21 protein-coding genes are annotated in these 24,829 nt (G+C 64.2%); 15 read left to right on the forward strand and 6 right to left on the reverse strand.

What is annotated here, in order from left to right:
• The first annotated feature begins 163 nt into the window (after positions 1–163).
• From H0194_RS07945 to H0194_RS07960, 4 genes are read left to right on the forward strand one after another with little or no spacing between them, the layout of a single operon-like run.
• Positions 164–1,834, forward strand: a complete 1,671-nt coding sequence (locus H0194_RS07945) for a nitrite/sulfite reductase (protein ID WP_185175394.1) — start codon at positions 164–166, stop codon at positions 1,832–1,834.
• Positions 1,831–2,070 (forward strand): hypothetical protein, encoded by a 240-nt coding sequence (locus H0194_RS07950; RefSeq protein WP_185175395.1) that lies wholly within the window; start codon positions 1,831–1,833, stop codon positions 2,068–2,070. Before H0194_RS07945 ends, H0194_RS07950 begins: the two co-directional genes overlap by 4 nt.
• Positions 2,067–2,705, forward strand: coding sequence for a sirohydrochlorin chelatase (locus tag H0194_RS07955; protein WP_185175396.1), 639 nt, complete (start codon positions 2,067–2,069; stop codon positions 2,703–2,705). The genes H0194_RS07950 and H0194_RS07955 overlap by 4 nt, the downstream gene beginning before the upstream one ends.
• Positions 2,690–3,604, forward strand: a complete 915-nt coding sequence (locus H0194_RS07960; protein WP_185175397.1) for a sulfite exporter TauE/SafE family protein — start codon at positions 2,690–2,692, stop codon at positions 3,602–3,604. Before H0194_RS07955 ends, H0194_RS07960 begins: the two co-directional genes overlap by 16 nt.
• Here H0194_RS07960 and cobA read toward each other — a convergent pair.
• The 3 genes from cobA to H0194_RS07975 form a co-directional block, all read right to left on the reverse strand.
• The gene (gene cobA / locus H0194_RS07965; protein WP_185175398.1) at positions 3,579–4,307 is read right to left on the reverse strand and encodes a uroporphyrinogen-III C-methyltransferase; all 729 of its coding nucleotides are present in this window, start codon (positions 4,305–4,307) and stop codon (positions 3,579–3,581) included. The genes H0194_RS07960 and cobA overlap by 26 nt on opposite strands.
• Positions 4,308–4,333: 26 nt before the next feature.
• Positions 4,334–5,419, reverse strand: a complete 1,086-nt coding sequence (locus H0194_RS07970; RefSeq protein WP_185175399.1) for an HNH endonuclease signature motif containing protein — start codon at positions 5,417–5,419, stop codon at positions 4,334–4,336.
• Positions 5,420–5,561: 142 nt separating this feature from the next.
• Positions 5,562–7,748: an NADP-dependent isocitrate dehydrogenase gene (locus H0194_RS07975; RefSeq protein WP_185175400.1), complete on the reverse strand. Its 2,187-nt coding sequence runs from the start codon at positions 7,746–7,748 to the stop codon at positions 5,562–5,564.
• Positions 7,749–7,852: 104 nt separating this feature from the next.
• Here H0194_RS07975 and H0194_RS07980 point away from each other — a divergent pair, with 104 nt between their 5' ends.
• Positions 7,853–9,082 (forward strand): MFS transporter, encoded by a 1,230-nt coding sequence (locus H0194_RS07980; RefSeq protein WP_246388850.1) that lies wholly within the window; start codon positions 7,853–7,855, stop codon positions 9,080–9,082.
• Between the two features lie 374 nt (positions 9,083–9,456).
• On the opposite strand, the gene H0194_RS11075 is transcribed toward H0194_RS07980, so the two are convergent.
• Positions 9,457–9,588, reverse strand: coding sequence for a hypothetical protein (locus H0194_RS11075; RefSeq protein WP_281382520.1), 132 nt, complete (start codon positions 9,586–9,588; stop codon positions 9,457–9,459).
• A 72-nt stretch (positions 9,589–9,660) separates the two neighbouring features.
• On the opposite strand from H0194_RS11075, the gene H0194_RS07985 reads away from it, so the two are divergent.
• Entirely contained in the window at positions 9,661–11,805 is a 2,145-nt protein-coding gene (locus H0194_RS07985) for a LamG-like jellyroll fold domain-containing protein (protein WP_185175401.1), read from the forward strand.
• Here H0194_RS07985 and H0194_RS07990 read toward each other — a convergent pair.
• Complete coding sequence (locus H0194_RS07990) at positions 11,786–13,777, reverse strand: bifunctional metallophosphatase/5'-nucleotidase (protein WP_185175402.1); 1,992 nt, start codon at positions 13,775–13,777, stop codon at positions 11,786–11,788. The genes H0194_RS07985 and H0194_RS07990 overlap by 20 nt on opposite strands.
• A gap of 282 nt (positions 13,778–14,059) precedes the next feature.
• On the opposite strand from H0194_RS07990, the gene H0194_RS07995 reads away from it, so the two are divergent.
• The 6 genes from H0194_RS07995 (at position 14,060) to H0194_RS08020 (ending at position 21,233) form a co-directional block, all read left to right on the forward strand.
• Positions 14,060–15,016, forward strand: coding sequence for a zinc-binding dehydrogenase (locus tag H0194_RS07995; RefSeq protein WP_185175403.1), 957 nt, complete (start codon positions 14,060–14,062; stop codon positions 15,014–15,016).
• Between the two features lie 215 nt (positions 15,017–15,231).
• Positions 15,232–16,986, forward strand: coding sequence for a GmrSD restriction endonuclease domain-containing protein (locus H0194_RS08000; RefSeq protein ID WP_246388852.1), 1,755 nt, complete (start codon positions 15,232–15,234; stop codon positions 16,984–16,986).
• Between the two features lie 46 nt (positions 16,987–17,032).
• A complete protein-coding gene (locus H0194_RS08005; protein ID WP_185175405.1) occupies positions 17,033–17,953 on the forward strand; it encodes an ornithine cyclodeaminase family protein in 921 nt (306 codons plus the stop codon).
• Positions 17,954–18,210: 257 nt separating this feature from the next.
• On the forward strand, positions 18,211–19,347 hold the full coding sequence (locus H0194_RS08010) for an MFS transporter (RefSeq protein WP_185175406.1): 1,137 nt from the start codon (positions 18,211–18,213) through the stop codon (positions 19,345–19,347).
• Positions 19,348–19,358: 11 nt separating this feature from the next.
• Positions 19,359–20,318, forward strand: a complete 960-nt coding sequence (locus tag H0194_RS08015) for an endonuclease/exonuclease/phosphatase family protein (RefSeq protein ID WP_185175407.1) — start codon at positions 19,359–19,361, stop codon at positions 20,316–20,318.
• A 21-nt stretch (positions 20,319–20,339) separates the two neighbouring features.
• A complete protein-coding gene (locus tag H0194_RS08020; RefSeq protein ID WP_185175408.1) occupies positions 20,340–21,233 on the forward strand; it encodes a trimeric intracellular cation channel family protein in 894 nt (297 codons plus the stop codon).
• 10 nt (positions 21,234–21,243) lie between these two features.
• Here H0194_RS08020 and H0194_RS08025 read toward each other — a convergent pair whose 3' ends face one another.
• Positions 21,244–21,972 (reverse strand): VIT1/CCC1 transporter family protein, encoded by a 729-nt coding sequence (locus H0194_RS08025; RefSeq protein WP_185175409.1) that lies wholly within the window; start codon positions 21,970–21,972, stop codon positions 21,244–21,246.
• Positions 21,973–22,237: 265 nt separating this feature from the next.
• On the opposite strand from H0194_RS08025, the gene H0194_RS08030 reads away from it, so the two are divergent.
• The 3 genes from H0194_RS08030 to H0194_RS08040 all read left to right on the forward strand — a co-directional run bounded on the left by H0194_RS08030 (position 22,238) and on the right by H0194_RS08040 (position 24,829).
• Positions 22,238–22,429 carry a hypothetical protein gene (locus tag H0194_RS08030; protein ID WP_185175410.1) on the forward strand — a complete coding sequence of 64 codons (192 nt, stop codon included), beginning with the start codon at positions 22,238–22,240 and terminating at the stop codon, positions 22,427–22,429.
• Between the two features lie 157 nt (positions 22,430–22,586).
• Entirely contained in the window at positions 22,587–23,666 is a 1,080-nt protein-coding gene (gene trpS / locus H0194_RS08035) for a tryptophan--tRNA ligase (protein ID WP_185175411.1), read from the forward strand.
• Positions 23,667–23,740: 74 nt separating this feature from the next.
• Entirely contained in the window at positions 23,741–24,829 is a 1,089-nt protein-coding gene (locus tag H0194_RS08040; protein ID WP_185175412.1) for a YhjD/YihY/BrkB family envelope integrity protein, read from the forward strand.

Below are 24,829 nucleotides of genomic sequence, written 5' to 3' on the forward strand. Positions count from 1 at the left end.
TGGTTCACAGGGCTGGGGAGGGTGGTTTTATATTCCCTGGCGTACTTGGTGTGGCCAGGGAGATTTAGTTTGCACCGATCGGTCTGTATGGAAAGTACCGAGTTGTTCGATAGCGTTGTGGGCACCACAAATTACCGGACGTTATATAAGGAAGACTCTCGCCATGACGACTGCCACATCCCGCCGCCCCCGCGCCAAGAAGCCGGAGGGCCAGTGGAAAATCGACGGTCGCTCGCCGTTAAACGCCGATGAACGCATCAAGCAAGACGACGGCGGGCTCTCCGCGAAGCAGCGCGTGATTGACATTTACTCCAAACAGGGTTTTAGCTCCATCCCGCCGGAGGACCTGGCGCCACGGTTCAAGTGGCTGGGGTTGTATACCCAGCGCAAACAGAACCTGGGCGGCGAGCTTACTGCGCAGCTGGAGAATTCGGAGCTGCAGGACGAGTACTTCATGATGCGCGTGCGTTTCGACGGCGGGCGCGTCACCCCGGAGCAGCTTCGCGTGGTGGGCGAGATTTCCCGCGATTTCGCGCGCAGCACCGCGGACTTCACTGACCGCCAAAACATCCAGCTGCACTGGATCCGCATCGAGGACGTGCCGGAGATCTGGGAGCGTCTCGACGCCGTGGGCCTGTCCACCCTCATGGGATGCGGCGACGTCCCCCGCGTGATCCTCGGATCCCCCACCGCCGGGGTGGCCGCGGACGAAGTCATCGACGCCACCCCGGCCATCGACACCATTGTCCGTGATTATCTGCCGCGCGAGGAATTCCACAACCTGCCCCGCAAATTTAAAACCGCCATCTCCGGCAACCTGCGCCAAGACGTCACGCACGAAATCCAAGACGTCGCGTTCATCGGCGTCAACCACCCCATCTACGGCCCCGGCTTCGACTGCTTCGTCGGCGGCGGACTGTCCACCAACCCCATGCTCGCGCAGTCGCTGGGCGCCTTCGTGCCGCTCGAGCGCGTGCCTGAGGTCTGGGCAGGTGTCGTACGCATCTTCCGCGACTACGGTTACCGCCGCCTCCGCAACCGCGCGCGCCTGAAGTTCCTCGTTGCCGAATGGGGCATTGAGAAGTTCCGCGAGGTGCTCGAAACCGACTACCTCGACGCCCCGCTTGCCGACGCCCCGGCCACCCCACTCAACCCCGGGCACCGCGACCACCTCGGCGTGCACCCCCAGCGCGACGGACGTTATTACGTCGGTGTCAAGCCCACCGTCGGGCACGCCACCGGCGAGCAGCTGGTGGCGATCGCGGACGTCGCCAAGCGCTTTGGCATCGAACGCATCCGCACCACGCCGTACAAGGAGCTGCTGTTTTTGGATGTCGACGAGTCGGACCTGCTCGCGCTTGGCGCCGCGCTCGACGATGTCGGTTTATACACCAAGCCCTCCGAATTCCGCCGCGGCATCATTTCTTGCACGGGCCTGGAGTTTTGCAAGCTCGCGCACGTGACCACGAAGTCGCGGGCCATCGAGCTCGTCGACGAACTCGAAGAACGCATCGGTAACCTCGACGTCCCTATCTCCATCTCGCTGAACGGCTGCCCCAACTCCTGCGCCCGTACCCAGGTCTCCGACATTGGCCTCAAGGGGCAAACCGTCACCGACGCAGACGGCAATCGCGTCGAAGGCTTCCAGGTCCACCTTGGCGGCGCGCTAGGCCTGGATCCGGAGTTTGGCCGCAAGGTGCGCGGGCATAAGGTCATCGCGGATGAGCTCGGCGACTACTGCGTCCGCGTCATCAACAACTACCTCGACCAGCGCGAGGACGGAGAGCAGTTCCGCGACTGGGTACTCCGCGCCGACGACAAGGATCTCTCATGAGTTTTCGTCGCGAACCCAACCCCCACCGCAACCACCCGCTGCACTGCCCGTATTGCGCCGGCGTCGAACTGTTTCCGGCCACCGACACCGACTTCGCGTGGAAGTGCAACGAGTGCCTGCGGGTGTTCTCGGTCCAGTTCCACGGCCAAGACGACCCCGCCCATGCACCCGCGCCCGCAGATTCTTCGGCCGCGGCACTGCAGCGCTCGTTGGATAAACGAGGCCACCTCACATGACCGCGCTCATCACCTTGTCCCACGGCTCCCGGCACCCGCGTGCGCTCGCCGGTATAACGGCGCTGACCCGCGCCGCTGCCGCGCGCCTCGGCGTGCCCGGTTACGCGGCGCACCTGGAATTCAACGCCCCCGACCTGCCCACGCTCGCCGCCGAGCTTGCCGACGCCGGCCACACTCATGCCATCGTCGTACCGCTGCTGTTCACCCGCGGCTTCCACCACACCCACGACGTACCCCGCGCTGTCACCGCTGCTGGTGCTCACCTCAACGTGCAGCTCGCGCCGGGGCTCGGCACTGGCGCCGACCTCGCCCACCTGCTGGCGACACAAGATCCCGACCTGCTCTACTCCGTCGGGTCCAGCGACCCGGCCGCCACCGCCGCGATGCACGCGCTCGCCGTAAACGTCGCCGAGCGCATCGACAAGCCCTGCCGGATGGTGTTTGCGACCAAGGGTGGTGCGGACGTCGTCAAGCGTTGCCCCGGTGCCAAGGTTGCGCCGGTCTTTGTCACCCACGGCCTGCTACTCGACGCCCTGCCGACCGCCGTAGCCCCCTTAGGCACCCGGCTCGCCCCGCTGGTCGCCGACCGATATTTGCAGGTTCAATCCCAAGGAGCAGTATGCGTACCCTCTTAGTCATAGCCATTGCGGGCGCGGCCGCGCAGCTCGTTGACGGCGGAATTGGCATGGGCTTCGGAGCCACCTCGACGTCGTTGCTGCTCCTGCTCGCGGGCCTGGGCCCGGCGCAAGCATCGGCGGTGGTGCACACCGCGGGAGTGGGCACAACCTTGGTGTCGGGCCTGAGCCACTGGCACTTCAACAACGTCAACTGGTCCGTGGTGCTGCGTCTGGGTGTGCCGGGCGCTATAGCGTCGTTTGCGGGCGCGACGGTGCTGTCCACCATATCGCTGGAGGCCGCGACGCCCGTGACGTCAGCGATTCTGGTGCTCATCGGAGCGAACCTGGTGTGGCGGTTTAGCCGTCGCCAGGTGCGGGTACACCACACCGGCCAGCGGCATTCGACGTGGTTTTTAGGCGGGCTTGGACTAGTCGGCGGGTTCGTTGATGCCAGCGGTGGCGGCGGCTGGGGCCCGGTGACCACCTCGACGCTCATGGGTATTGGTCGCGAAGAGCCGCGCCGGATAGTGGGCACCGTATCGGCGTCAGAGTTTCTCGTCTCCCTCGGCGCCACGCTCGGTTTCGCAGTCGGGCTGTGGGACGACCTAACGGCCAACGCGGCGGCTGTGGGAGCGCTGCTCATCGGCGGAATGCTGACCGCACCGGTGGCGGCGTGGCTAGTTAACCGGCTCAACCCCGTCGCCCTGGGCTGCATGGTGGGCGCGGCGATCGTGGCGCTCAATATCGACGGAGTAGTCCCCGGCACCCCGGCCTGGGTCATCATCGCGCTGCTGGTCATCGGCGCTGCGTTGAGTGCGCGCGCCGTGTATCGCCTCCGCCGTGTTACGGCCGTTGCCATTGCCGAGCAACAGCCATCCGGTCGCGAGGACCTTACAAGCCCGCTACCTCACCGATAACAATCACCGCCGGCGGGGCAATCGGCGTCTGCTTGACGACGTCGCCCAGCTCACCCAGCGTGCAGCGCACCGCGCGCTGCGAGTCCATGGTGCCGTCGGCGATAATTGCCGCGGGCGTTGCGGCGTCCATGCCCTCGGCCTGTAGCGTCGTCGCGATGGCACCGGCGTTCTTGACGCCCATGACAATGCTCAAGGTAGCCCCCGAGCGGGCGAGCGCGCCCCAGTCGACCAGGGACTTCGGGTGGCCCGGCGGGAGGTGCCCGGACACGATCGTCGCCGCGTGCACAACACCACGCTGGGTCACAGGCACGTCGACAACGCCCGGCACCGCCACCGCCGACGTCACGCCGGGCACCACCTGATACTCCAGACCCGCCGCCCGCAGCGCCTGGACCTCTTCGAAACCACGCCCGAACACGAACGGGTCGCCACCTTTGAGCCGGACGACCTTACGTCCAGCACGCGCATGCGACACCAGTAGTGCGTTGATTTTCTCCTGCGACGTTTGGCGCTGATACGGCAGCTTCGATACGTCGACAATGTCCTTGCCCGCGGTATCGCAGAGCTTATCCAGCTCGGAGGCCGGGCCGAGGTGATCGGCGAGGATGACATCGGCGTCGACAAGCGCACGCTGGCCGCGCACCGTGATGAGGTCCCACGCACCAGGTCCGCCGCCTACTAACACGACAGGAAAGATCGTCATAGCGCACTAGCCTAGCGCGCCCGAATTTAGACAAGCTCCATTGCACCCAACGCCGTGTTGTCGTGGGTGTTGCGCAACCATCGTCCGCCGGGGGAGCGGTAGTACACCTTGCCATCGACCCGGTGTATTCGCCCGCGATTGGGCGGGGCATTCGGGTTATCGTCGTTGACTCCGTTGTGATATTTGCACAGCATCGTCAGGTTCGCCGGTGTCGTGTCACCGCCGTAGACGTGGGCTTCAATGTGGTGCGCCTCGCAGCGGTCCGACGGCACCTGGCAGTCCGGCCACGGGCACACCAGGGTCTCCGCCCGGGCCAGCACACGTTGTTTCCAGTTCGCAAACCGCGCCTTATAGAGGTTCACCGGCCCGGCCGTGGGGTGAAAGAGCCCGGCGTAGATTTCGCCGTCGAGGGTGTCCAGCCACTGGGCGCCGGTCATGGTGGTGCCGTCGGAGCAGCCGAGGATGACGTCGTCGCCGTCGCCCCGCAGGATGGTGCAGGCGTCGTTGAGGCCCACCGCGATCACTGTGCGGTACGTCGGCTTGACGACGCCCCCGTCTCCCGCCACGTGGTCCCAGAATGCGGCGGCGAGCGCCTGGGTCCGGGGCGCGGTGGTGCCATCAGGCACGCGGGTGTCGAGCGCTTTTTCTAGCGCGGTGATGACGTGCTGGTCGCCGCAGACGGTGAGGGTGCGCATGCCGCCGCGCACGCGGGAAAAGCGCACGCCCGCCCGCGGTGTAGATTCGGCGCCGAGTTCGCGCACCCGCCGGGCGCCGTGGGCGTTGACCTCGTCGACGGTGCCGGCCAGGGCGCACAGTTCTTCCCGGAGCGCCCAGGCCTGGCCGCGCTTGCGCAATGTGCGGGCGTGGCGCTCGATGATCCGCAGGCGTTCCAGCGAGTGCCCGGCGGCTTCTGCGGCGGCGATGGCGCGTTCTTGGCGACGCGGGGAGTCCGCGGGGCCGAAGTACACCTCTGCCAGCCGTTCCCATTCCCGCGCCTGAGACAGCGGCAGCCCGAGCACGGACGCGACGTCATACGGCGAGCGTGCGGCACACGCCCGTAGTACGGCGATGCCGTTACGGGCGATGTGCGCAAGCTGCTCGAAGATGTCCATGCCTGCAACTACAGCAGCCCCGGCGCCGCACCGCGAGGGTGCAACGTCGGGGCTGTGGATAACGTCAGTCGCAGCCGCGCGGTGGGGCGGAGTTATCCACACCCGCGCGGGCTAGGCCTTGACAAGCGCCAGCAATGAAGCGCTACTTCTTCAGCGAGTCAAGCAGCTCGTTGTACTTCGCCGACGGGCGCAAAACGGCCGTGGTCTTGTCCTCGTCCGGGGAATAGTAGCCGCCAAGATCGGCCGGGGAGCCCTGGGCGTCGAGAAGCTCTTGCGCGATGGCCTCAAGGTTTTCGTTGAGCGCCGCAGAGAAGTCCTTGAACGCGGCGGCGAGCTCGGCGTCGTCGGTCTGCGCGGCCAGCTCCTCGGCCCAGTATGCGGCCAGGTAGAGGTGGGATCCGCGGTTGTCGATCTCGCCGACCTTACGCGACGGGGACTTGCCCTCGTCCAGCACGCGCTCGGTAGCCTTGTCCAGGGCCGCCGCCAGCACGCCTGCCTTCTCGTTGCCGCGGGCCTGCTTCTCGTGGCGGAAGGATTCCGCCAGCGCCAGGAACTCGCCGAGGGAGTCCCAACGCAGGTGGTTTTCTTCCTCCACCTGCTGCACGTGTTTCGGCGCGGAGCCGCCCGCGCCGGTCTCGAACAGGCCGCCGCCAGCCATGAGAGGCACCACGGACAGCATCTTCGCGGACGTGCCCAGCTCGAGGATCGGGAACAGGTCGGTGTTGTAGTCACGCAGCACGTTACCGGTCACGGAAATGGTGTCCTCGCCGCGGCGGATGCGCTCGACGGAGGTCTTGGTGGCCTCCACTGGGGATGCAATGGTGATGTCCAGGCCTTCGGTGTCGTGGTCGGCCAGGTACTTGTTCACCAGCTCGATGAGGTTGGCGTCGTGGGCGCGCTCGGAATCCAGCCAGAAGATGGCCGGCATGCCGGACAGGCGGGAGCGGGTCACGGCCAGCTTCACCCAGTCCTGGATCGGGGCGTCCTTGGTCTGGCAGGCGCGCCAAATGTCGCCTGCTTCGACCTCGTGCTCGATGAGCACGTCGCTGGCAGAGTTGACGACCTGCACCTTACCGTTGGCAGCAATCTTGAAGGTCTTGTTGTGGGAGCCGTACTCCTCAGCCTTCTGCGCCATCAGGCCAACGTTCGGGACGGTACCCATGGTGGTCGGGTCGTAGGCGCCGTTGGCCTTGCAGTCGTCAATGACGGCCTGGTAGATGCCTGCGTAAGAGGAATCCGGAATCACAGCCAGGGTGTCCTGGGTTTCGTTGTTCTTGTTCCACATCTGACCGGAGGTGCGGATCATGGCCGGCATGGAGGCGTCGATGATGACGTCGGAAGGCACGTGCAGGTTGGTGATGCCCTTGTCAGAGTTGACCATCGCCAGGTCCGGGCCGGCAGCCAGTGCTTCGTCGAACGCAGCCTTGATCTCAGCGCCGCCCTCCAGCTTCTCCAGGCCGTCGTAGATGGCGCCCAGGCCGTTTTCACCGTTGAGGCCCGCTGCCTCCAGCTGCTCGCCGTACTTGTCAAAGACATCCGCGAAGAACGCGCGCACGATGTGGCCGAAGATGATCGGGTCGGAGACCTTCATCATGGTGGCCTTCATGTGCGCGGAAAACAGCACGCCCTCTTCCTTCGCGCGCGCCACCTGAGCCTTGAGGAACTCGTCCAGCTTTTTTGCGGACATGAAGGTGCCGTCGATGACCTCGCCCTCGAGCACCTTGAGCCCGCCGAGCAGCTCGGTCTCGGTGCCATCGGCCGCCACGTGCTTGATGGTGAGCTCATCAGCTGCCGGCATAATGACGGATTTTTCGTTGTTGCGGAAGTCGCCGGAGTCCATGGTGGCCACCGCGGTCTTGGAGTCTGCGGACCAAGCACCCATGCGGTGCGGGTTCTTCTTCACGAAGTTCTTCACGGCCTCTGGCGCGCGGCGGTCAGAGTTGCCCTCACGCAGGACCGGGTTTACGGCGGAGCCGGTAACTACCGCGTACTGCTCCGGCGCTTCTTCGTAGTCCGGGATGTCGTAGCCTTGCGCCTGCAGCTCGGCGATAGCCTTCTTCAGCTGCACCAGGGAAGCGGAGATGTTCGGCAGCTTGATGATGTTTGCTTCCGGGGTCTTGGCCATCTTGCCCAGCTCGGTGAGCGCGTCCTCGACCTTCTTGTCTCCCAGGCGCTCTGGGAACTGCGCCAGGATGCGGCCTGCGAGGGAGATGTCTCGGGTTTCTACCTCGATGCCTGCGGTGGACGCGAACGCCTCGACGACGGGCTTAAAAGAGTAGGTCGCCAGCAAGGGCGCTTCGTCGGTGCGGGTCCAGGTGATTTTAGACATGTTTCTCCTCTGTCGTAGGTTGCCAGGGTTATCAGTCACCTACGATACCCGCCCTGCCTCGGCGACGGTGCGCAAGTGGCGAATAAGGGGTAGTGTTTTCGCCCGTGCAAAATTCTGCTTCTCGACGCCCCCGTGTTCCCCGTCAAACAGAAATCTCGCCGCAGCGCAGATCGCTGGTGATGTTGGCGCTCGCGTTGGGCGCATTTGGCATCGGTACGACGGAGTTCGTATCGATGGGTTTGCTGCCGATGATCGCCGACGATTATGCGATCACCGAGGACAAGGCGGGCCACATCATTTCCGCCTACGCGCTTGGTGTGGTGGTGGGCGCGCCGTTAATAACGGCGGTGACAGGCCTGATGCCGCGGCGGCGCCTGCTGATTATCTTGATGGCGGCGTTTACCTTGGGCAACTTTCTTTCGGTGGTGGCCACTAACTACCCGGTGCTCATGGCGGCGCGGTTTATCGCGGGCCTGCCGCACGGTGCGTATTTCTCCGTGGCAGGCCTGGCGGGCGCGTCGATGGCGGAGCCGGGCAAGCGCGGTAAGGCCGTGGCCATGGTGTCGATGGGCCTATCGGTAGCCACGGTCATCGGTGTACCCGCGGCGCAGGCGCTTGGCGCGGCGCTGGGCTGGCATGCGGCCTACGTGGTGGTCACCATCATCGGCGCGACCACGCTTACTGCCTTGTGGTTCCTCATGCCGCACATGACGCGCATGGCGCCCACCCGCGTGAAGACGGAGCTCTCCGCGTTCGGCAACATCAACGTCTGGCTCACCCTGATCACCGGCACCGTGGGCTTCGGCGGTATGTTCGCCGTCTACACCTACATCTCTTGGACGATGACCCAGCGCGCCGGGATGCCAGACAACCTCATGTGGCTGGTGCTCATGGCCTACGGCGTGGGCATGGTGCTGGGCAACTTCGCCGGCGGCGCGCTCGCTGACCGCGACCTCGAAAAGGGCGTCCTGTTCGCCCTCGCGATGATCGCCGCCTCGCTCGTCGCATTTTATTTCAGTTCGCAGAACCCCATCTTAGGCACCATCAACTTCGGCATCGTCGCGTTCTTCGGGTCCACGCTCGTGCCGTCGCTGCAGATCCGACTCATGGATGTCGCCGGCGACGCCCAGACCGTCGCCGCCGCCCTCAACCATTCCGCGCTCAACCTCGCCAATGCGTCCGGCGCGGCGCTCGGCGGCGCCGTCATCGCGGCCGGCATGGGCTACGCGGCACCCGCGCTCGCGGGCGCCTGCCTTGCCGTCGCGGGCATCGCCATCTGGCTGCTTGCGCTCGCCGTTAATCGGCGGCGCCCAGCAGGCTCACCGCGGCGCTAAAGGGGGGCATCGGCAAGCGTGGCGTCCAGCGCCTGGCGACGCCGCGCCATATCCGACTCCGCCGCCGACCACGACACCTGCATGTCCTGATCGCGGACCGTGACGGTGGGAGCGGCGTCGGCAAGCACCGGCAGGTGAGTGGCTAGTCACCAGGCCTGCCCGGCGTGCTCGGCGTCGAGGGCAAAAACGACGACCTTCTCCCCGCGCGGGCCCGCATACTGCACGGACGTCTCCAGCGTCCAGTCGCCCACATCGGCCGCACTGAGCCTCTCGACGACCTTCTCGACCCCCAGCCCTGTTTCTTCCGCATCGTGGACGGTGACGGTGTAGCGCCGCTGCGACTCGAGCGCGGCGCCGTCGCCGTCTCGGTTACCCTAGCGCGACTCCTCGTTGATGGCGATCATGCTGCAGGCCGAGACCACGCAGCCTGCCAGTCCCAGCGCAGCGCCGAGGACCCGTGCCTTCTTCATCGCTGTGCCGCCTTCCTTATTAAACGTCGAACGCACTCACTCAAACAGTTCAACTATTTTTAATGTAACCGTCGCGCCAGGTTCATCAGCCAGCGATAACTTTTTGCTGTGCAATTCATCAACAAAACCGTCGCCGTCGCCTGCGTCGTGGCCCTGCCGTTGGTCACCACTGTAGTCCCGGCCCACGCGGTAGAACCCACGCCTCAGTCCGCTGGTACTGCGACCGAAACGGCCGGCGCAGACCTCAACACCGCCCCCGGCGCCCGCGGCACCATCGCCGTGCTCCCGGACACCCAGTTCTATTCCCGCTACGGCGCGGAGGGCAACGATCAGTTCTCGCTGCAGTTCCCGGATACGCCGAACCCTTTTGATGCCCAGACCCAGTGGATCGTCGACAAGCAGGACGAGCTGGACATCTCCATGACCCAGCACCTGGGCGACGTCGTGGACCAGGCTGACGTCGCCGCCGAGTGGCCGGTGGCCGACCGCGCCATGTCCACCCTGGAGAAAGCCACTGTGCCGTACGCCATCATTCCGGGCAACCACGACGCCATGGGCAACTCGTTCGCGCCGTATACCGAGACTTTCCCCGCCGACCGCCAGGCCACGTCTTCCTCCCACGAGGCGTCCAGCCCGTCGGGTTTGTCCAACTTTCACACCTTCGAAGTGTCCGGCGTGCCGATGGGCAGCGTCAACGTGCCGTGGGACGCCTCCGATGCGGAGCTCGCCTGGGCCGATGATCAGCTCAAGGCGCACCCGCACCTGCCGACGATTGTGACCTCGCACCAGATCATCAACATCACCGGTAGCGGGGAGCCGGAGTCCACTGACTTCGGCCAAAAGCTGTGGGATGAGGTAATCAACCCCAATCCGCAGGTGTTCCTCACCTATTCCGGCCACCATCATGGTGCGACTAACCGAGTGCTGCACAACGATCAGGGTTTGCCGGTGTTCCAGCAGCTCATCGACTACCAGATGGCCTACCAGGGCGGCAACGGCCTGATGTCGCTGGTGGAGTTCGATTTCACGAATAACCAGCTGAGCCAGACGTCGTTTAGCCCGTGGGTGCTGCAAAAGCCGCAGGAGAAGCTGACCTCGTTCGACGAGGCCGTGCTCACCGACGCTGGTTCCACCTATTCTTACGATTTCGATTTCGGCAAGCGTTTCAAGGCCATCGGTGCGGAGTACAAGCCCGAGGGCAGTGCGGAGTCCTACTCGCAGAAGCTGCGCGCGCAGATCGACGCCGAGTTCACTCCGGCCGAGGCCATCAAACACACTGCCCCGGAGTGTGAGGCCGATTACCCGGAGGTTGACGGCACCGTCGCGCACTGGCGCCCGGAGGCCAAGGACGGGAAGGTGCAGTACACCGACATCACCGGCAACGGCAACGACATGACGCAGAAGTCCACCGGCGGTTCCGCCAAGCTTGTCGACGCCGCGCCCGAGAACTCCGCCGCACCCCACGCGGTGCGCTTCGACCCCGGCGCGAAGCACCTGTTCACCTACTTCGAGACCGGCGACGATGCGCCGATCAACAACGAGAAGTTCGAGGACGGCTACACGTTTGAGACGTTTATCAACATCGACGAGAACTTCAGCGAGGACAACCACTGGATGGGCTTCATCTCCCGCTTTGGTATGCGCTCCCAGCTGGATAACCTCAACACGGATTCGGACTTGGAGGAGCCGCCGGCCCAGGGAGCTATCTCCAGCCTGCGGGAGATCCAGTGGGCGTTCGCCGAGTCCAACGACGCGGTGGAGGGGCACTCTAACTGGTCCTCGGATGTCCCGGCGGGGCAGTGGCTGCACGTGGCCGTGGTAGACACCGGCGAGCAGTCTGACGGCACGGGTTCTGTGACCATGTACGTCAACGGCGCCCCGGTGCTGCGCAACGCCTATGGCCCGCATGGCCTCAATGGCATCGACGGCAAGAAGTGGATCATCGGCGGCTCAACGTATGCCGACATGCTGTCCTCGGGCTTCTTCGGCGAGATTGGCGAGGCGCGCTTCACCGACCACGCCCTGGACAAGGATCAGTGGCTCACTGAGCACGCTGGCACCTGCCCCGGCGACAGCAACAGCAATTCCAGCGGCAGCTCCCACGGCAGTTCCGCGGGAGTGTCCATCGTCGCTGTCGCCGCCGCGCTCGGCGCGACGGTGGCCGCGCTGGCGCACGTGAATCCGAAGATTCTGCCCGCCTGGGCGCGGCCGCACGTCAAGCGCTTCCAGAAATTTATCGCTTCCCAAAAATAGCGCCGCGCACATCGCGCACGGCCTTGCGCACGCTCGGCGGGATAATCGACCAGTTCATGTCCACGCCGACGTTGAGCAGGCCGATCACCGCGCCCACCAGGCCCGCAATCCCGAGCACACCCGCGCCCACGGACGAGCCTGACGACGCCCCGTCGCCGTCATCTCCGGCCTCGCAGCCGGTCACCGTCACCGGCGCCAGCGCGGTGGTGCCCGCATCAGTGGTCACCACCAGGAACTGCTCACCGCACAGATCCTCCGGCACCGTCAGCTCCACGCTCGCGGTGCCGTGTGTGATCGGGGCCTGTGCCACGGCGTCGCCAAGCGCGACCTTCGCCGTGGTCGCCTGCGGGTCGGTGTCCACCGTGTAGTTGAGCGAGGACAGATCGACCGTGAGTTTCGCTCCCGGGGTGGTCTCGCGGGACGTCGTCACGCCCACGCCGGTCTGCGCCGCGGGGACCTTGTGCTTGTCGGAGCCCAGGTACGTCAAGAACGCCTCCAGGTCCAGCACGCCCGGGTCCACGACGTCGCGGCCCGCGCCGGCGGGGAAGTGGCCGTCGCCGCCACCGGTGACCAGGAACGCCGCGCCGGCCACGCGGTAATCGCGGTCCATCTCCAGTGGCTTGCCGCCAATGGTCACGCCCGTGACCTTCTCGCCCTGCGGCGCCTTAGGGTCGTAGGTGTAGGCCACGTTGTCGGACAAGCCGATCACGCGGTCCGGGTGCGTGGAATCCGCCTTCTCCCACTGGCTTTCCAGCGCGTCCTTGATCTGCTGCCCGGTGAAGGTGGCTACCACGTAGTTGTTGGCAAACGGGTGGATGTTCGCCGCTTCTTCGTAGGTGACATCGCCCGCGTCCAGGTCGGCGCGCACGCCGCCGGCGTTCATGACGCCCAGGTCCACGTCCTGGCCGGTGGCGTCTTCCACGGCGTATTTCGCGCCGTTGGCAATGAAGTTGGAGATGGTGGACTCGTCCGACCACTCGCCGCGCACCATCGCGCCGGAGACGTTGCCCACGACCTTGGCGCCGAGCTTGTCCGCCTCGGTCACCGCCTTGTCGACGATCCCTTGCACCCCAGCGTCCGCCTGGGTCCCGGCCGCAGCGGCGTAGTCGTACTGCGCGACCTTGACGTCCGCAATCGTGCCCGCGGTTTTGTCGAAGGTGATGTCCAGGTCGCTGAGCAGCTTGGTGTGGGCGTCGCTTTGCAGCACGTATAGCGGGGAGGTGCCGTCGCGCTCGATGGTCTGGTTAAACGGTTTGTGGGAGTGGCCTCCGAACACGACGTCGACCTCCGCGCCGAACTTGTCCGCGTTGGCCGCCGCGTCTTCGTGGAACAGCGCCACCACGACGTCCGCCTCGCCGGAGTCCTTGAGCTGCTTAGCGAGCGTGTTGGTCTCGGCCACCGGGTCGCGGAACTCCAGGCCCTTGACCGCGTCCGCGGACACAATCGACGGGGTCTGCTGCGTCACGGTGCCCACGAAAGCCACCTTGACGCCGTTCATCTCTTTGACGACGTGCGAGTCGAGCGCGCGCTGGCCGTCCTTGTACACGTTGGCGCCGAGCAGCGGGTAGTCGGACGCGGCGTCGATACGCCCGGTCAGATCGTCGAAGCCCTTGTCGAACTCATGGTTGCCTACCGCGGTGGCCTCCACACCCATGGCGTTGAGTGCCTCCAGGGCGTACTTGTCTTCGGAGACCGAGGACACGAAGGCGGAGCCGCCGACGTTATCGCCTGAGGACACGAATGCGTATTCCTGCCCTTGGTTGACCTGCTTGGCCAGGCCCGCGAGCTTGACGGCGCCCATTTCCTTGGTGCCGTCATCTTCCAAGTGGCCGTGGAAATCGGTGAAGTTGGTGACGGAAAACTCCGCCAACTCCGCTGCTGTTGCCGGCGCTACGAGCACGGAGCCACATACCGACACTGACACTGACGCCGCCGCTACTGCCAGCGCCCGGCCCATCCGACGAGATTGCATTTCTTCCCCTTACACAACAGATAAGAAAACGTTAAATTGCCGCTTTCTAGTCTTAATCCGCCCACCGCGACCCTGCAGCGCGCGCACGGAAAATTCACGCCGGCGTAACTTGTCCTTCACCGTCGGCATCGGCCTCATCAAGGACATCCCCGCCGTGGCGGAGCTGGTGGAGCGGTTGTTCGCGGAGGAAATACATTAAAAACGGTCGGGCCTCGAAATAGCTTTCACACTTTATGCGTTTGTTGAAAAGGCCTGATATTACTCAAGTAGAGAGAGAAAATAATGAAACAGTGGGTAGCTAATAAGTTTGGAGAGCCTGCAGAGGTTTTGACCTTGCGTGACGCTAATTTGCCCTCAGCAGGTCCAGGGGAAGCAGTTGTAAGGGTTCTCACCGCCAGTCTCGCGTTGCCTGACCTGATGATGGTCAAGGGGAACTATCCCATGGTGGCGCAACCGCCTGTTGTGCCTGGTCAAGAAGTTGTTGGAATCGTGGAAGAGGCAGGCGAAGGATTTCCTCATGCTGTAGGTACCCGGGTCGTCGGAGGCTCTCACTTTGACCGCGGATTCGGCGGGTTCGGAGAGTATTCGCTGATGCCCGCCTGGAGCGCATTCGAAGTGTTGGATGAACTTACTGATGAGCAGGCAGTAGGTTTTGTTGGCTCCTATCACTTGGCGCACATCGGTTTGTTTCACCGTGCTCACTTGAAAGAAGGGGAGACCGTGCTAGTACTCGGTGGTGCAGGGCGCACGGGTTCTGCCGCCATCCAAGTGGCCAAGGCGATGGGGGTGACTGTCATCGCTACTGCACGTTCAGAAGAATCTGCTGATTTCTGCGTTCAGCAGGGGGCAGATTTTGTGGTTTCCAGAGCCGACGAGCTGCCGGAAGGAGTTTCCATCGACGTCATTTACGACACCGTCGGTGCGACAGTATATAAAGACTTCGCAGGACTGTTTAACCGTGGTGCCCGTCTGCTCCTCGTAGGATTCGCTAGTGGTACGGACACTGTACTAGACACACACGATTTACTGATGAGGGATTACTCTGCGGTCGGGGTTCTTTCCACATTTCGCACTGCGAGCGAGCAAGAATCGTCCTTAGCGGCGCTGAGTCAGATGCTCAAGGACGGTGTGATCGACCCGCCCGTTGCTGGTGTGTGGGACTTTGCAGATGTTCCTCGTGCCATGCAGGTACGCTCCGCGAAAGCCCACGGGCAGTCAGTTATTAGGGTGAGCACATAGAGCATCAGTAACCAACGTCATGGAGCAAACATCTTGAAGGCAGTGTTTCTTCCTCAGTTCGGTGCACCTTTGAGTAGAGCGAGGTGATGTGAAGAGCGGCGGTGGTGGAAATCGCTGGGCACTAGTCTTCGAAATTTTTGCGCCGGCACGGGCGAACTGTCAAGCACCTGTGAGATAGTCATTGTATGGGCATGTACGACGTTAATCAGAAATCCGTGAGCAGCTTGTTGGGCGATATTGAAAGTGACAATATCGCCATCCCGGAAATGCAGCGACCGTTTGTGTGGACTAGTAAGAAGGTCCGCGATCTCATGGATTCTCTGTACCGCGGCTACCCGGTGGGCTACCTCATCACGTGGCAGTCGTCGTGGGTGCCGGTAAAAGGTGGCGGCAGCGCGGGCTACAAGCAGATTCTCATCGACGGACAGCAACGCACCACTGCGCTGCGCGCGGCGGTGGCGGGGGAGACCGTCATGACCAAGGACTTCCAGAACAAGCGCATCGTCATCGCTTTCAACCCGCTGACTGAGGAGTTCGCCACCGCTACGCCGTTCATTGTTAAGGATTCGGAGTGGATTTCCGATATCTCCGAATTCCTCAAGCTCGAGGATTCCATCGAGGCACTGTTTGACTACCTAGAGGCCAACCCCGGCGCCGACCGTAAAGTGGTGGGGCGTTCCATGGAAAAGCTCCGTGCCATTAAGAGCGCACAGATCGGCGTCATTTCGCTCAATGAGGGCCTCGACATTGAGACCGTCACTGAGATCTTCACCCGCATCAACTCGAAGGGTGTTCCGCTGAGTAGCGCGGATTTTGTTATGAGCAAGATCAGCGCCTACGGCGAAAAGGGGCGCAACCTCCGCAAGCTCATCGACTACTTCGCACACCTCGCAGTGAACCCCGGCGCGGTTTCTGATATCTCTAACGACCATGAGTTCACCGAAACTAAGTTCTGGCCGGCGATTTCCTGGCTCAAGGATGACACCGAGGATCTTTACGATCCGTCGTACGTAGACATCATTCGCGTGGCGGGCCTGGTGGCGTTCAACCGTGGTCGCCCCGCCTTCGTGGTCCGCGAGCTGAGCGGACTCAACCCGGAAACGCGGAAGTTTGAGCCCCAACGAATCCCCGCCGCGTACCAGGCGTTGGAGGATGCGCTGCTCACCACCGTGCGCCGCTACCACTTCGAGCACTTCATTACGTTGCTGAAGTCCGCGGGGTTCATCGATAAGTCGCTGATCTCCTCTACTAACGCGGTGAACTTCGCCTACGCGCTCTACCTTATCTTGCGCGCCGAGGGGCGCCCCGATCACGAAATTGATCCCATTGTCCGACGGTGGTTTGTGCTCATGCTGCTCACTGGCCGCGCGTCCGCATCCTTTGAAACCACCTTCGAATCCGATCTCTCTCGTGTTAAGCGTATAGGCGCGGAGGCTGCCCTCCGAGAGATCGAAAGCGCCGAGCTCAGCGACGCCTTCTGGAACGTCGGCCTGCCGCAGCGACTTAACTCCTCGGCGGTCAACAATTCTCAGTTCCGCGTATTCCAGGCGTCGCAGGTCAAGCAGCGCGCCCACGGCTTCTTGTCCAAGCACATCACCGTCCAGTCCATGATCGAGCAAAGTGGCGACATCCATCACTTGGTGCCCAAGGACTACCTGCGCAAGAACGGCATTAACGATAAGCGCGATTACAACCAGGTGGCCAACTACGCGCTCACGGAAACCCAAGTCAACGTCCGCATCGGCAACCGCCAGCCCGCTGAGTACATGAGCGCCGTTGAGGCACAGATCAACAACGGCGCTCTTACCCTCGGCGAAATTTCTACCGCCGAAGGACTTGCCGAGAATCTCAAAGAAAACGCCATTCCCGCCTCTCTCAAAAACACCACGTACGAAAACTATGAGGACTTCCTCAATGCCCGCCGCCAGCTGATGTCCCAGGCGTTGAAGGAGTACTACTTCGCCCTTTAAGTCTCACCGTGGATAAACCACACCACCCCTCACTACAGTGGCGCCCATGGCTATCCCCTTCATTTACGCAGACCAGGTGCACTCGGCACTGAGCCCGCGGGCGGCGGTGGAGACGTTGCGGGAGGTGCTGGCGTCCGGTTTCGATCCGGCCGCTGACCAGCCGCGGTCGTTCATGCCCACCACCCACGGCGAGCTGCTCATCATGCCCTCGGCCACCTCGCGGGGCTTCGGGGTGAAGCTGGTGTCCGTCGCGGACGCCGGGTACGAGGGCGCGGCGGAGCGCATCCAGGGCACCTACGTGCTTTTCGACGACGCGACCCTCGCCCCGAGTTGCCTCATCGACGGCATCGCGCTGACCAGCCTGCGCACCCCGGCGGTGTCCCTGGCCGGCGTCGTGGGGTTCCTGCGTGACGACGCCGCGCCGCTCAAGGTCGCGATCGTCGGTACCGGCGCGCAGGGCCGGGCGCACGAGACGACCGTCGAGTCCGTCTTTGAGGACATCCGTGAAGTGGACGTGATGTTCCTCGGCCGGACGAAGCCGGCAGACCTGGAGAACTGGGCGTCGCTCAGCAGTGCCGAGGGCAAGGAGACCCTGGCGGCCGCGGAGCTGGTGATCTGCGCGACGACGGCGAGCGAGCCGTACCTGGGGTTGGAAGATGTGCGTTCCGACGCCGTGATTGTCGCCCTCGGCTCGCACACCCCGGACGCGCGGGAGGTGCGCGGCGACCTGATGGCGGGCGCGCAGGTCATCGTCGAGGACGTGGCCACCGCCCAGCGTGAGGCGGGTGACGTCATCCAGGCCGTGGATGAAGGCGCGCTGGAGATGGCCGAGTGTGTGAGCCTTGCCGACGTCGTGCGCGGTACCGCCACCGTGAACCGCGAACGGCCGATCGTGTTTAAGTTCACCGGCATGCCGTGGGAGGATCTGGCGCTCGCGCAGGCGGTGGCGGACATCGTCGAGGTGTAATGTCTCCGCGTAGCCTGGTGTCACGACGAACCAGATGACAGATGCGGTTTCCAGGACTTCGCCAACGCGCCGGGCAACCACAACGCGGCTTTCGCGCCCGACCTTCAGCCCACGCTCGATCGCGGCGTCGCCGCCATCGTGGTGGCCGCCAGCGAGTGGCTAGGGCGCTGATTTCAGTGATTGCGCAGTGTCTAGATATAGAAAGGGCCCCGCGATCGCGCAATTCTTCGCTGCGAGCGCGGTAGAGTGCTGAAGGTATGAAGTCCCACCTGCAGCGCCTGGCCATCTACATCGGCGGGGCGGCCGGGCCGTTTTCGGGCCAGGCGCTAACGTCCGTGCTGGAGAATGTCTCCGCGACGTTCGCGATTCCGGTCGACGCGGCGTCGTTAGGCATCACCGCATACCTGGCGCCGTTCGCGGTGATGATGCTGTTTTCCTCCCGCCTGGTGCAGGGCAGGCGCTTGGACCGAGTGGTGTTGGCCGGGTATGCGGTCATCGTCGCCGCGGCGGTCGTGCTGGCTTTCGTGGGCGTGTGGTGGTGGTTCCTGGCGCTGTACGCGCTGATGGGCGTGGCCAATGCCTTCACTACGCCGATGCTGCAGTCCATCCTCAAAGCCATCGTCCCCGCCGGGGAGCTGGGTCAGGCGCTGGGTACGTACGCCGCCGCACAGTCGCTGGGGATGCTTAGCGCGCCGTTGGTGTCCGGCGCGATGGCGGACTTCGCGGACTGGCGCTACACCTTCCTGGTCATCGCCGCATGCACCGTGTTCGTACTGGTGGTCGGCGTGCCGGAGGTCCCGCGCGAGGCGAGCGAGAAGCCCGCAGGCGCCGGAAGCGTGCCAGTGGCGCGCACCGTGGCCAACCTGGCAGCGTGTTTCGCCATCGGCTTCGGGCTCGTGGGCATCGGCGCCATCATTGCCCTGGAAGCCATCCGCCGTTTTGAGGTCACCCCGTCCGGTGCGGGCATTGTGGTGGCCTGTGGCGGCGCGGCCGCGTTTGTGCTGGCGCGCTACGCGGGGTCGCTGGTGGACCGGTTCGGCGCGAAAGCGGTGGCCGTGGTGGCGCTCGTGGCGTCGGCAGGCATGGTGCTGCTCATGCCGCACGCGCCGCACGTGGCGGTGCTCACCGGGCTGTGGGCGGTGGCTACCGTGGGCACGCAGACCCTACAGACCGCCGTTAACGTGGACGTGTTGTCCAACCCCGCCACCGTCACTCTCATTTCCACCGTGCAGGCCTTCCGCTTTATCGGCGTGGCCGCCGCGCCCCTGGTGGTGCTGCCGCTCTACCTAGGTCACGGCGCGTGGGCGTATGCGCTTTCGGCGGCGGTGCTGGCTGCGGCGGCGGCCTTGCAATTGGCATTCGGCCAGAGAAAACTCCCCGGACGCCTGCGATAGGATGGGGCGCTATGAGCTTTACCATCGCGAGCGTCAACGTCAACGGCATCCGCGCTGCCTGCAAGAAGCGCAATGACAACAACCTTGGCATGAACACCTGGCTGGAGACCACCCCAGCCGACGTCGTGCTGCTGCAGGAGGTGCGTGCCACCGCGGACCAGGCGCGCAAGGCCCTGGCCCCGGCGCTTGAGGCCGGTTGGCACCTCGAGGTCGCCGACGCCCAGACCCCGGGCGCGAAGGGGCGTGCGGGCGTCGGCATCTTGTCGCGCACCCCGCTTGTCGACGTCTCCGTGGGTTTCGGTTCCTTCGCCGACGCCGGGCGCTGGATTGAGGCCACTGTCACCGCGGACCTCGACGGCGAGGCGGGCAAGGTGCCGGTGCGCGTGGCGTCCCTGTACCTGCCCTCCGGCGATGTGGACACCGCGAAGCAGGACGAGAAGTACGTTTTCTTAGACGAGTTTTCCGACGTCCTTGCCGAGCGTGCCGGGGTGCAGGACAACATGGTCATCGGCGGCGACTGGAACATCTGCCACCGTGCTCAAGACCTGAAGAACAACAAGCCGAACGAGAAGGTCTCCGGCCACCTGCCGGAGGAGCGCGCGTTCATGGACCACGTCTTCGGCGTCTTCCCGGACGCAGCCGTCCAGGACAAGGCCGGGCTGGGCGACTGGCGCGGCGTGGTGGAGTACACGGGCAAGGACCGCGGCGTCGACAAGCTCTGGCCCGTGCCTGCAGATCCGCAGTGGTTCGACGTCGCGCGCCGGCTTAACCCGGACCCGGAGCTCAAGGGCCCGTACACGTGGTGGACGTATCGTGGGCAGGCGTTTAACAACGACGCCGGCTGGCGCATCGATTACCAGGCCGCCACTCAAGCCATGCTGGAGCGTGCGGAAAAGACCTGGGTGGAGAAGGCGCCCACGGTGGAACAACGGTGGTCGGATCATTCGCCGCTGCTGGTGTCTTACCGCTAAGCGCCACTAGGATTAGTCCCCGTGTTTCTCACGGTCTTATACGTCATCGGCATCACGGCCGAAGCCATGACCGCCGCGCTGTCCGCGGGGCGGGAGAAGATGGACCTCTTCGGTGTCCTGCTGCTTGCCGCACTCACGGCGCTGGGCGGCGGCACGGTGCGCGACCTGCTGCTGGGTAATTACCCGCTGACTTGGGTGGAGCACCCTCGCTACCTCATCATTGTGCTGACCGCCGCGGTGGTGACGGTGTCCTTGCCGTTTTTGATGCAGTATTTCCACACGCTATTTTTGCTTGCCGACGCCGTGGGCCTGGCCGTCTTCGCCGTCTTGGGCACGCAGATCGCGCTGGGGCTCGGCCATGGTGTGGTGATCGCGATGGTGGCCTCGGTGGTCACGGGTGTGTTCGGTGGCATCCTGCGCGACCTGATGTCGGATCGCGTGCCGCTGGTGTTTTCCTCGGAGCTCTACGCCGCCATTGCGGTGCTGGCTACCGGCGTGTATGTGGTGCTCCAGGAGCTGGGCCTGGCCATGCAGGCCAACGCGGTGATCTCGGTGGTGGTGGCGTTCGTCGCCCGCCTGGTGGCCATCCGCTACAACTCACACCTGCCCACCTTTGGGCACCTGGAGACCAACCAGCCGATTGACCCGCGCCTGCGCCTGTCCGCGCGCTTGCTGCGCGACGGCGTGAAACAGGCCGGGCGCTCGACCGTGCGCGTAGCGTCGAAGACGCTTCGTTTGGATTCCCAGCGCTACAAGGGGCTGGGCAAGCACGCAGCCAGCCGGGAGGATACGCACCCGGACTCGCAGACCTGGGAGATAGAAGTACCGGATGACGTTCAGGCCAACGGCCTGCCGCCGGAGCGCCCGCAGGTCCGTAAGGACGGGCGCTGGAAGCGCCGCGGCTGGCGCTATTAGCAGCGACGTTTTAGACGGCCGCGCCGAAGGCGGCGCCGATGCCGTACGTTACGGCGAGGCCGAGTGCGCCGCCGAGGACCAAGCGCACTATGGCGCGTCCCGGCGAGGTGTCGGACAGCTTCGCGGAGGTAAACCCGGTCAAGGCGAGCGCCAGCAAGGTCACCGCGACGATGACCGAACCCGCCAGCGAGGTCGGTGCTAAAAACACGGCCAGCATCGGCAGTGCTGCGCCGAGCACGAAAGCGATCGCCGAGGAGCCCGCCGCGGCCCACGGGTTGGTGAGCTCCTCGGAATCCACGCCGAGCTCCAACTGCAGGTGCGCGCGCAGGGGATCACCGGCGCTAATTTCCTTCGCGGCGGTGGCCGCGGTGTCCGGAGCGATGCCGTAACCCTCCAGGATCTCGGCGAGTTCGCGGCGCTCGCCCTCGGGGTCGTCGGCAAGCTCGCGGGTCTCGTCCGCGATGAATTTCTTTTCGGTATCGCGCTGCGAGGAGACCGAGACGTATTCGCCGAGCGCCATCGACCCCGCCCCTGCCACAGTCGACGCGATGCCCGCGGTAAGAATGGCACCCGGGCCCGCGCCGGAGGCCACGACGCCGAGTAGCAGTGCCGCGACCGACACGATGCCGTCGTTCGCACCCAGCACGCCGGCGCGCAGGGTATTAGTGCGAGCGGAAATATTAGTGCTCTCGGGTGCGGAATCCCGAGCGGTGTCTCTAGTGGTGGTCGTGGTGCTCATTGTCTTGTTCCTTACTGCCCGGTAGCGAGCCGCTGACCGTGGATAGCCAACGTTGTCTGTCAACCCCGATCTTAGTGAGGTTTTGCGCCTCTCACCAGCAAAGATGACCTAACTGAGCGTAGGGTTGGTTAACTTAGGCAGGGGTAAAATGGGTGCTGAAAGGTGTTTGGAGGAACCATTGGTGCTAAAATGCCGAGGTGTTATAGGCGCGGCGAGGCCCCTCGCGCGCTACGAGGAAAATACTTGAGACTCTTTGGGAGAAATCATGGCACGCGCATTGATTGACTTCGTCCTGGGTGCCGTCATCTTGGCACTGGGCATCTGGTGGTTCAGCATCGTCGGCCCGTCCGTGCAGTCCGTACCGGCGACCATCGTCATGGGTATCGGCGGCGCGCTCATCGTGGCCGGCTGGTCCAACGCCCTGGACGTCTACAGCCCCACCTCGAAGAAGCTCTAAGAGCTCTCGGAGCACCACCGCGGGAGGGTAAGCCCTCCCGCACCGCACACGGCGTCGGAAAGCTGTCTCGCACTCCTCAAGGGTGCGGGAGTCTCCGGCGCCTTTGTCGTATCCCGCCCCGGCCCGGGCGTGGAAAAAGGGATTAAGATAAACCGATATGAACGCCACCGGACATACTGAGAACGCTGTGAACGCTGTGAACGCTGTGAACACCGAGAACACTGAGAACGCGACGGTCCAGCGCGTGCTCTCGGGCATCCAGCCCACCGCAGACTCCTACCACTTGGGTAACTACTTGGGTGCATTGAAGCAGTGGATTGACCTGCAGGATGCGTACGAGGCTTTTTACTTCATCCCGGACCTGCACGCGATGACGGTGGACCAGAACCCGGAGGAGCTGCGCGAGCGCACCATCGCGGGCGCGGCGCAGCTGATCGCGCTGGGTATCGACCCGGCCAAGTCGACTTTGTTCGTACAGTCGCACGTGCCGGCGCATGCGGAGCTGACGTGGATCCTGCAGTGCCTGACCGGCTTCGGTGAGGCCTCCCGAATGACGCAGTTCAAGGACAAGTCCACCAAGCGCGGCTCCGACCGCACTTCCGTGGGCCTGTTTACCTACCCCATGCTCATGGCGGCGGACATTCTCCTGTACTCCCCGCACGCGGTGCCGGTGGGCGAGGATCAGCGCCAGCACCTGGAGCTGACCCGCAACCTGGCGGAGCGCTTTAACGCTCGCTACGGCGAGACCTTCCGCGTGCCGGAGCCGATCATCCCGGAAGGCGCGGCGAAGATTTACGACCTTCAGGACCCGACGTCCAAGATGAGCAAGTCCGGCGACAACCCCAAGGGGCTCATCAACCTTTTGGATGCCCCGAAGACGTCCGCGAAGCGCATCCGCTCCGCGGTGACGGACGACCTCGGCGCGGTGGCCTTTGATCGGGAGAACCAGCCAGGCGTGTCCAACCTGTTGGTCATCCAGTCTTCCCTGACGGGGGAGAAGGTTGACGATCTGGTGACGAAGTACGAAGGCCAAGGCTACGGCCATCTTAAGGTGGATACCGCGGATGCTTTGGAGGCTTTCGTGACCCCGCTGAAGGCGCGCTTCGATGAGCTCATGGCGGACCGCGGTGAGTTGGAAAACATCCTCGCCCAGGGTGCCGACCGCGCACGTGAGGTGGCGCAGCCGCTACTCGACGACGTCTACGCCAAGGTGGGTTTCCTCGCACCGCGCCACTAAAACCACTATTCTTGGAAATCGCGAAACGATAGTTAAGTGTTCACTGATTAGTGGGGAAGGACCTGAAGCCGCCCGTGGCTCCCAAGACTCAATCGAAGGATAAGTACACCGACGAATACGGCATCGAGCGCAGCCGCCAGGATGAGCCCGGCGCCGTTGACAAGGTCCGTGAGAAGTCCAGCGTCGTCGATCACATCATGCGGATGCTGGACCGCTATGGCGAACAGGGCGGCAACCAGTTCGCAGCCGGAATTACGTACTTCTCGGTGCTGGCGGTCTTCCCGCTCATTATGTTGCTGGTCGCCGTGATGGCCAGCATCCTGGCGGGGCGGCCAGACCTCTTCGAGCAGGTTAAGTCCTCCATCTCGGATTCGGCAGGTCCGCAGCTGGCTGAGCCGCTGACCCAGGTTTTGGACTCCGCGGTGGCCTCCCGCGGCGCCGTCTATGGCGTCGGTGGCTTGACCGCCCTGTGGTCCGGCCTGGGCTGGATGCACAATTTGCGAGTCGGCATTTCCGCCATGTGGAAGCTGGACGCCACTGAGGGCGGCAACTTCCTGGTGAAGAAGGTCAATGACCTCCTCGGGCTGATTGGCCTTCTGTTGGCCTTCATCATCGCCTTCGGCGTGACGGCCGCCGGTACCTCCGGCCTGACGCAGAAGATTTTTGACATGGTGGGCATCGAATCTTTCCCGGGCATGGGAATCGTCATCTTCCTGGTAGGCCTGGCTGTTGGTTTGCTGGCCAACTTCCTGGTGATGTGGTGGATGATCACAATCTTGCCGCGCACGAAGGTGCCCAAGAAGTCCGGCATCAAGGGCGCGCTGCTGGGCGCGGTGGCCTTCGAGCTGATTAAGCAGTTTTCCACCGTCATCGTGTCCTCTGCCGCTGGCAACCCGGCCGGCGCTGTATTCGGCCCGATCATTGCGCTGATGGTCGTGCTCTACCTGGTCTGGCGCGTGGTCCTGTATGTGTCCGCGTGGACCGCCACCACCCCGGAGTCCCTCAAACAACTTAAGGCTCCGGTCCCGGAGCCCGCCGTCATCCGCGTGCGCCAGGAAGTCAAGGAAGGCCCGACCACCGGCGTCACCCTGGGCGCGGGCGCAGCCATCGGTGCGGTCACCGCGGGAATCGCGGGGGTGCTGCTAGGCCGCCGCGGCAAGTAG

The sequence above is a fragment of the Corynebacterium incognita genome, assembly GCF_014217255.1.
Taxonomy (GTDB): Bacteria; Actinomycetota; Actinomycetes; order Mycobacteriales; family Mycobacteriaceae; genus Corynebacterium; species Corynebacterium incognitum.

What these genes read in the sequence shown, in the direction of transcription:
- H0194_RS08015 (WP_185175407.1), top strand. Translation starts at nt 19,359, where the DNA reads ATGAGCTTTACCATCGCGAGCGTCAACGTCAACGGCATCCGCGCTGCC.
- H0194_RS08025 (WP_185175409.1), bottom strand. Translation starts at nt 21,972, where the DNA reads ATGAGCACCACGACCACCACTAGAGACACCGCTCGGGATTCCGCACCC.
- H0194_RS07970 (WP_185175399.1), bottom strand. Translation starts at nt 5,419, where the DNA reads ATGGACATCTTCGAGCAGCTTGCGCACATCGCCCGTAACGGCATCGCC.
- H0194_RS07950 (WP_185175395.1), top strand. Translation starts at nt 1,831, where the DNA reads ATGAGTTTTCGTCGCGAACCCAACCCCCACCGCAACCACCCGCTGCAC.
- H0194_RS07995 (WP_185175403.1), top strand. Translation starts at nt 14,060, where the DNA reads ATGAAACAGTGGGTAGCTAATAAGTTTGGAGAGCCTGCAGAGGTTTTG.
- H0194_RS08030 (WP_185175410.1), top strand. Translation starts at nt 22,238, where the DNA reads ATGGCACGCGCATTGATTGACTTCGTCCTGGGTGCCGTCATCTTGGCA.
- trpS (WP_185175411.1), top strand. Translation starts at nt 22,587, where the DNA reads ATGAACGCCACCGGACATACTGAGAACGCTGTGAACGCTGTGAACGCT.
- H0194_RS07960 (WP_185175397.1), top strand. Translation starts at nt 2,690, where the DNA reads ATGCGTACCCTCTTAGTCATAGCCATTGCGGGCGCGGCCGCGCAGCTC.
- cobA (WP_185175398.1), bottom strand. Translation starts at nt 4,307, where the DNA reads ATGACGATCTTTCCTGTCGTGTTAGTAGGCGGCGGACCTGGTGCGTGG.
- H0194_RS07955 (WP_185175396.1), top strand. Translation starts at nt 2,067, where the DNA reads ATGACCGCGCTCATCACCTTGTCCCACGGCTCCCGGCACCCGCGTGCG.
- H0194_RS08005 (WP_185175405.1), top strand. Translation starts at nt 17,033, where the DNA reads ATGGCTATCCCCTTCATTTACGCAGACCAGGTGCACTCGGCACTGAGC.
- H0194_RS07975 (WP_185175400.1), bottom strand. Translation starts at nt 7,748, where the DNA reads ATGTCTAAAATCACCTGGACCCGCACCGACGAAGCGCCCTTGCTGGCG.
- H0194_RS08010 (WP_185175406.1), top strand. Translation starts at nt 18,211, where the DNA reads ATGAAGTCCCACCTGCAGCGCCTGGCCATCTACATCGGCGGGGCGGCC.
- H0194_RS07990 (WP_185175402.1), bottom strand. Translation starts at nt 13,777, where the DNA reads ATGCAATCTCGTCGGATGGGCCGGGCGCTGGCAGTAGCGGCGGCGTCA.
- H0194_RS07945 (WP_185175394.1), top strand. Translation starts at nt 164, where the DNA reads ATGACGACTGCCACATCCCGCCGCCCCCGCGCCAAGAAGCCGGAGGGC.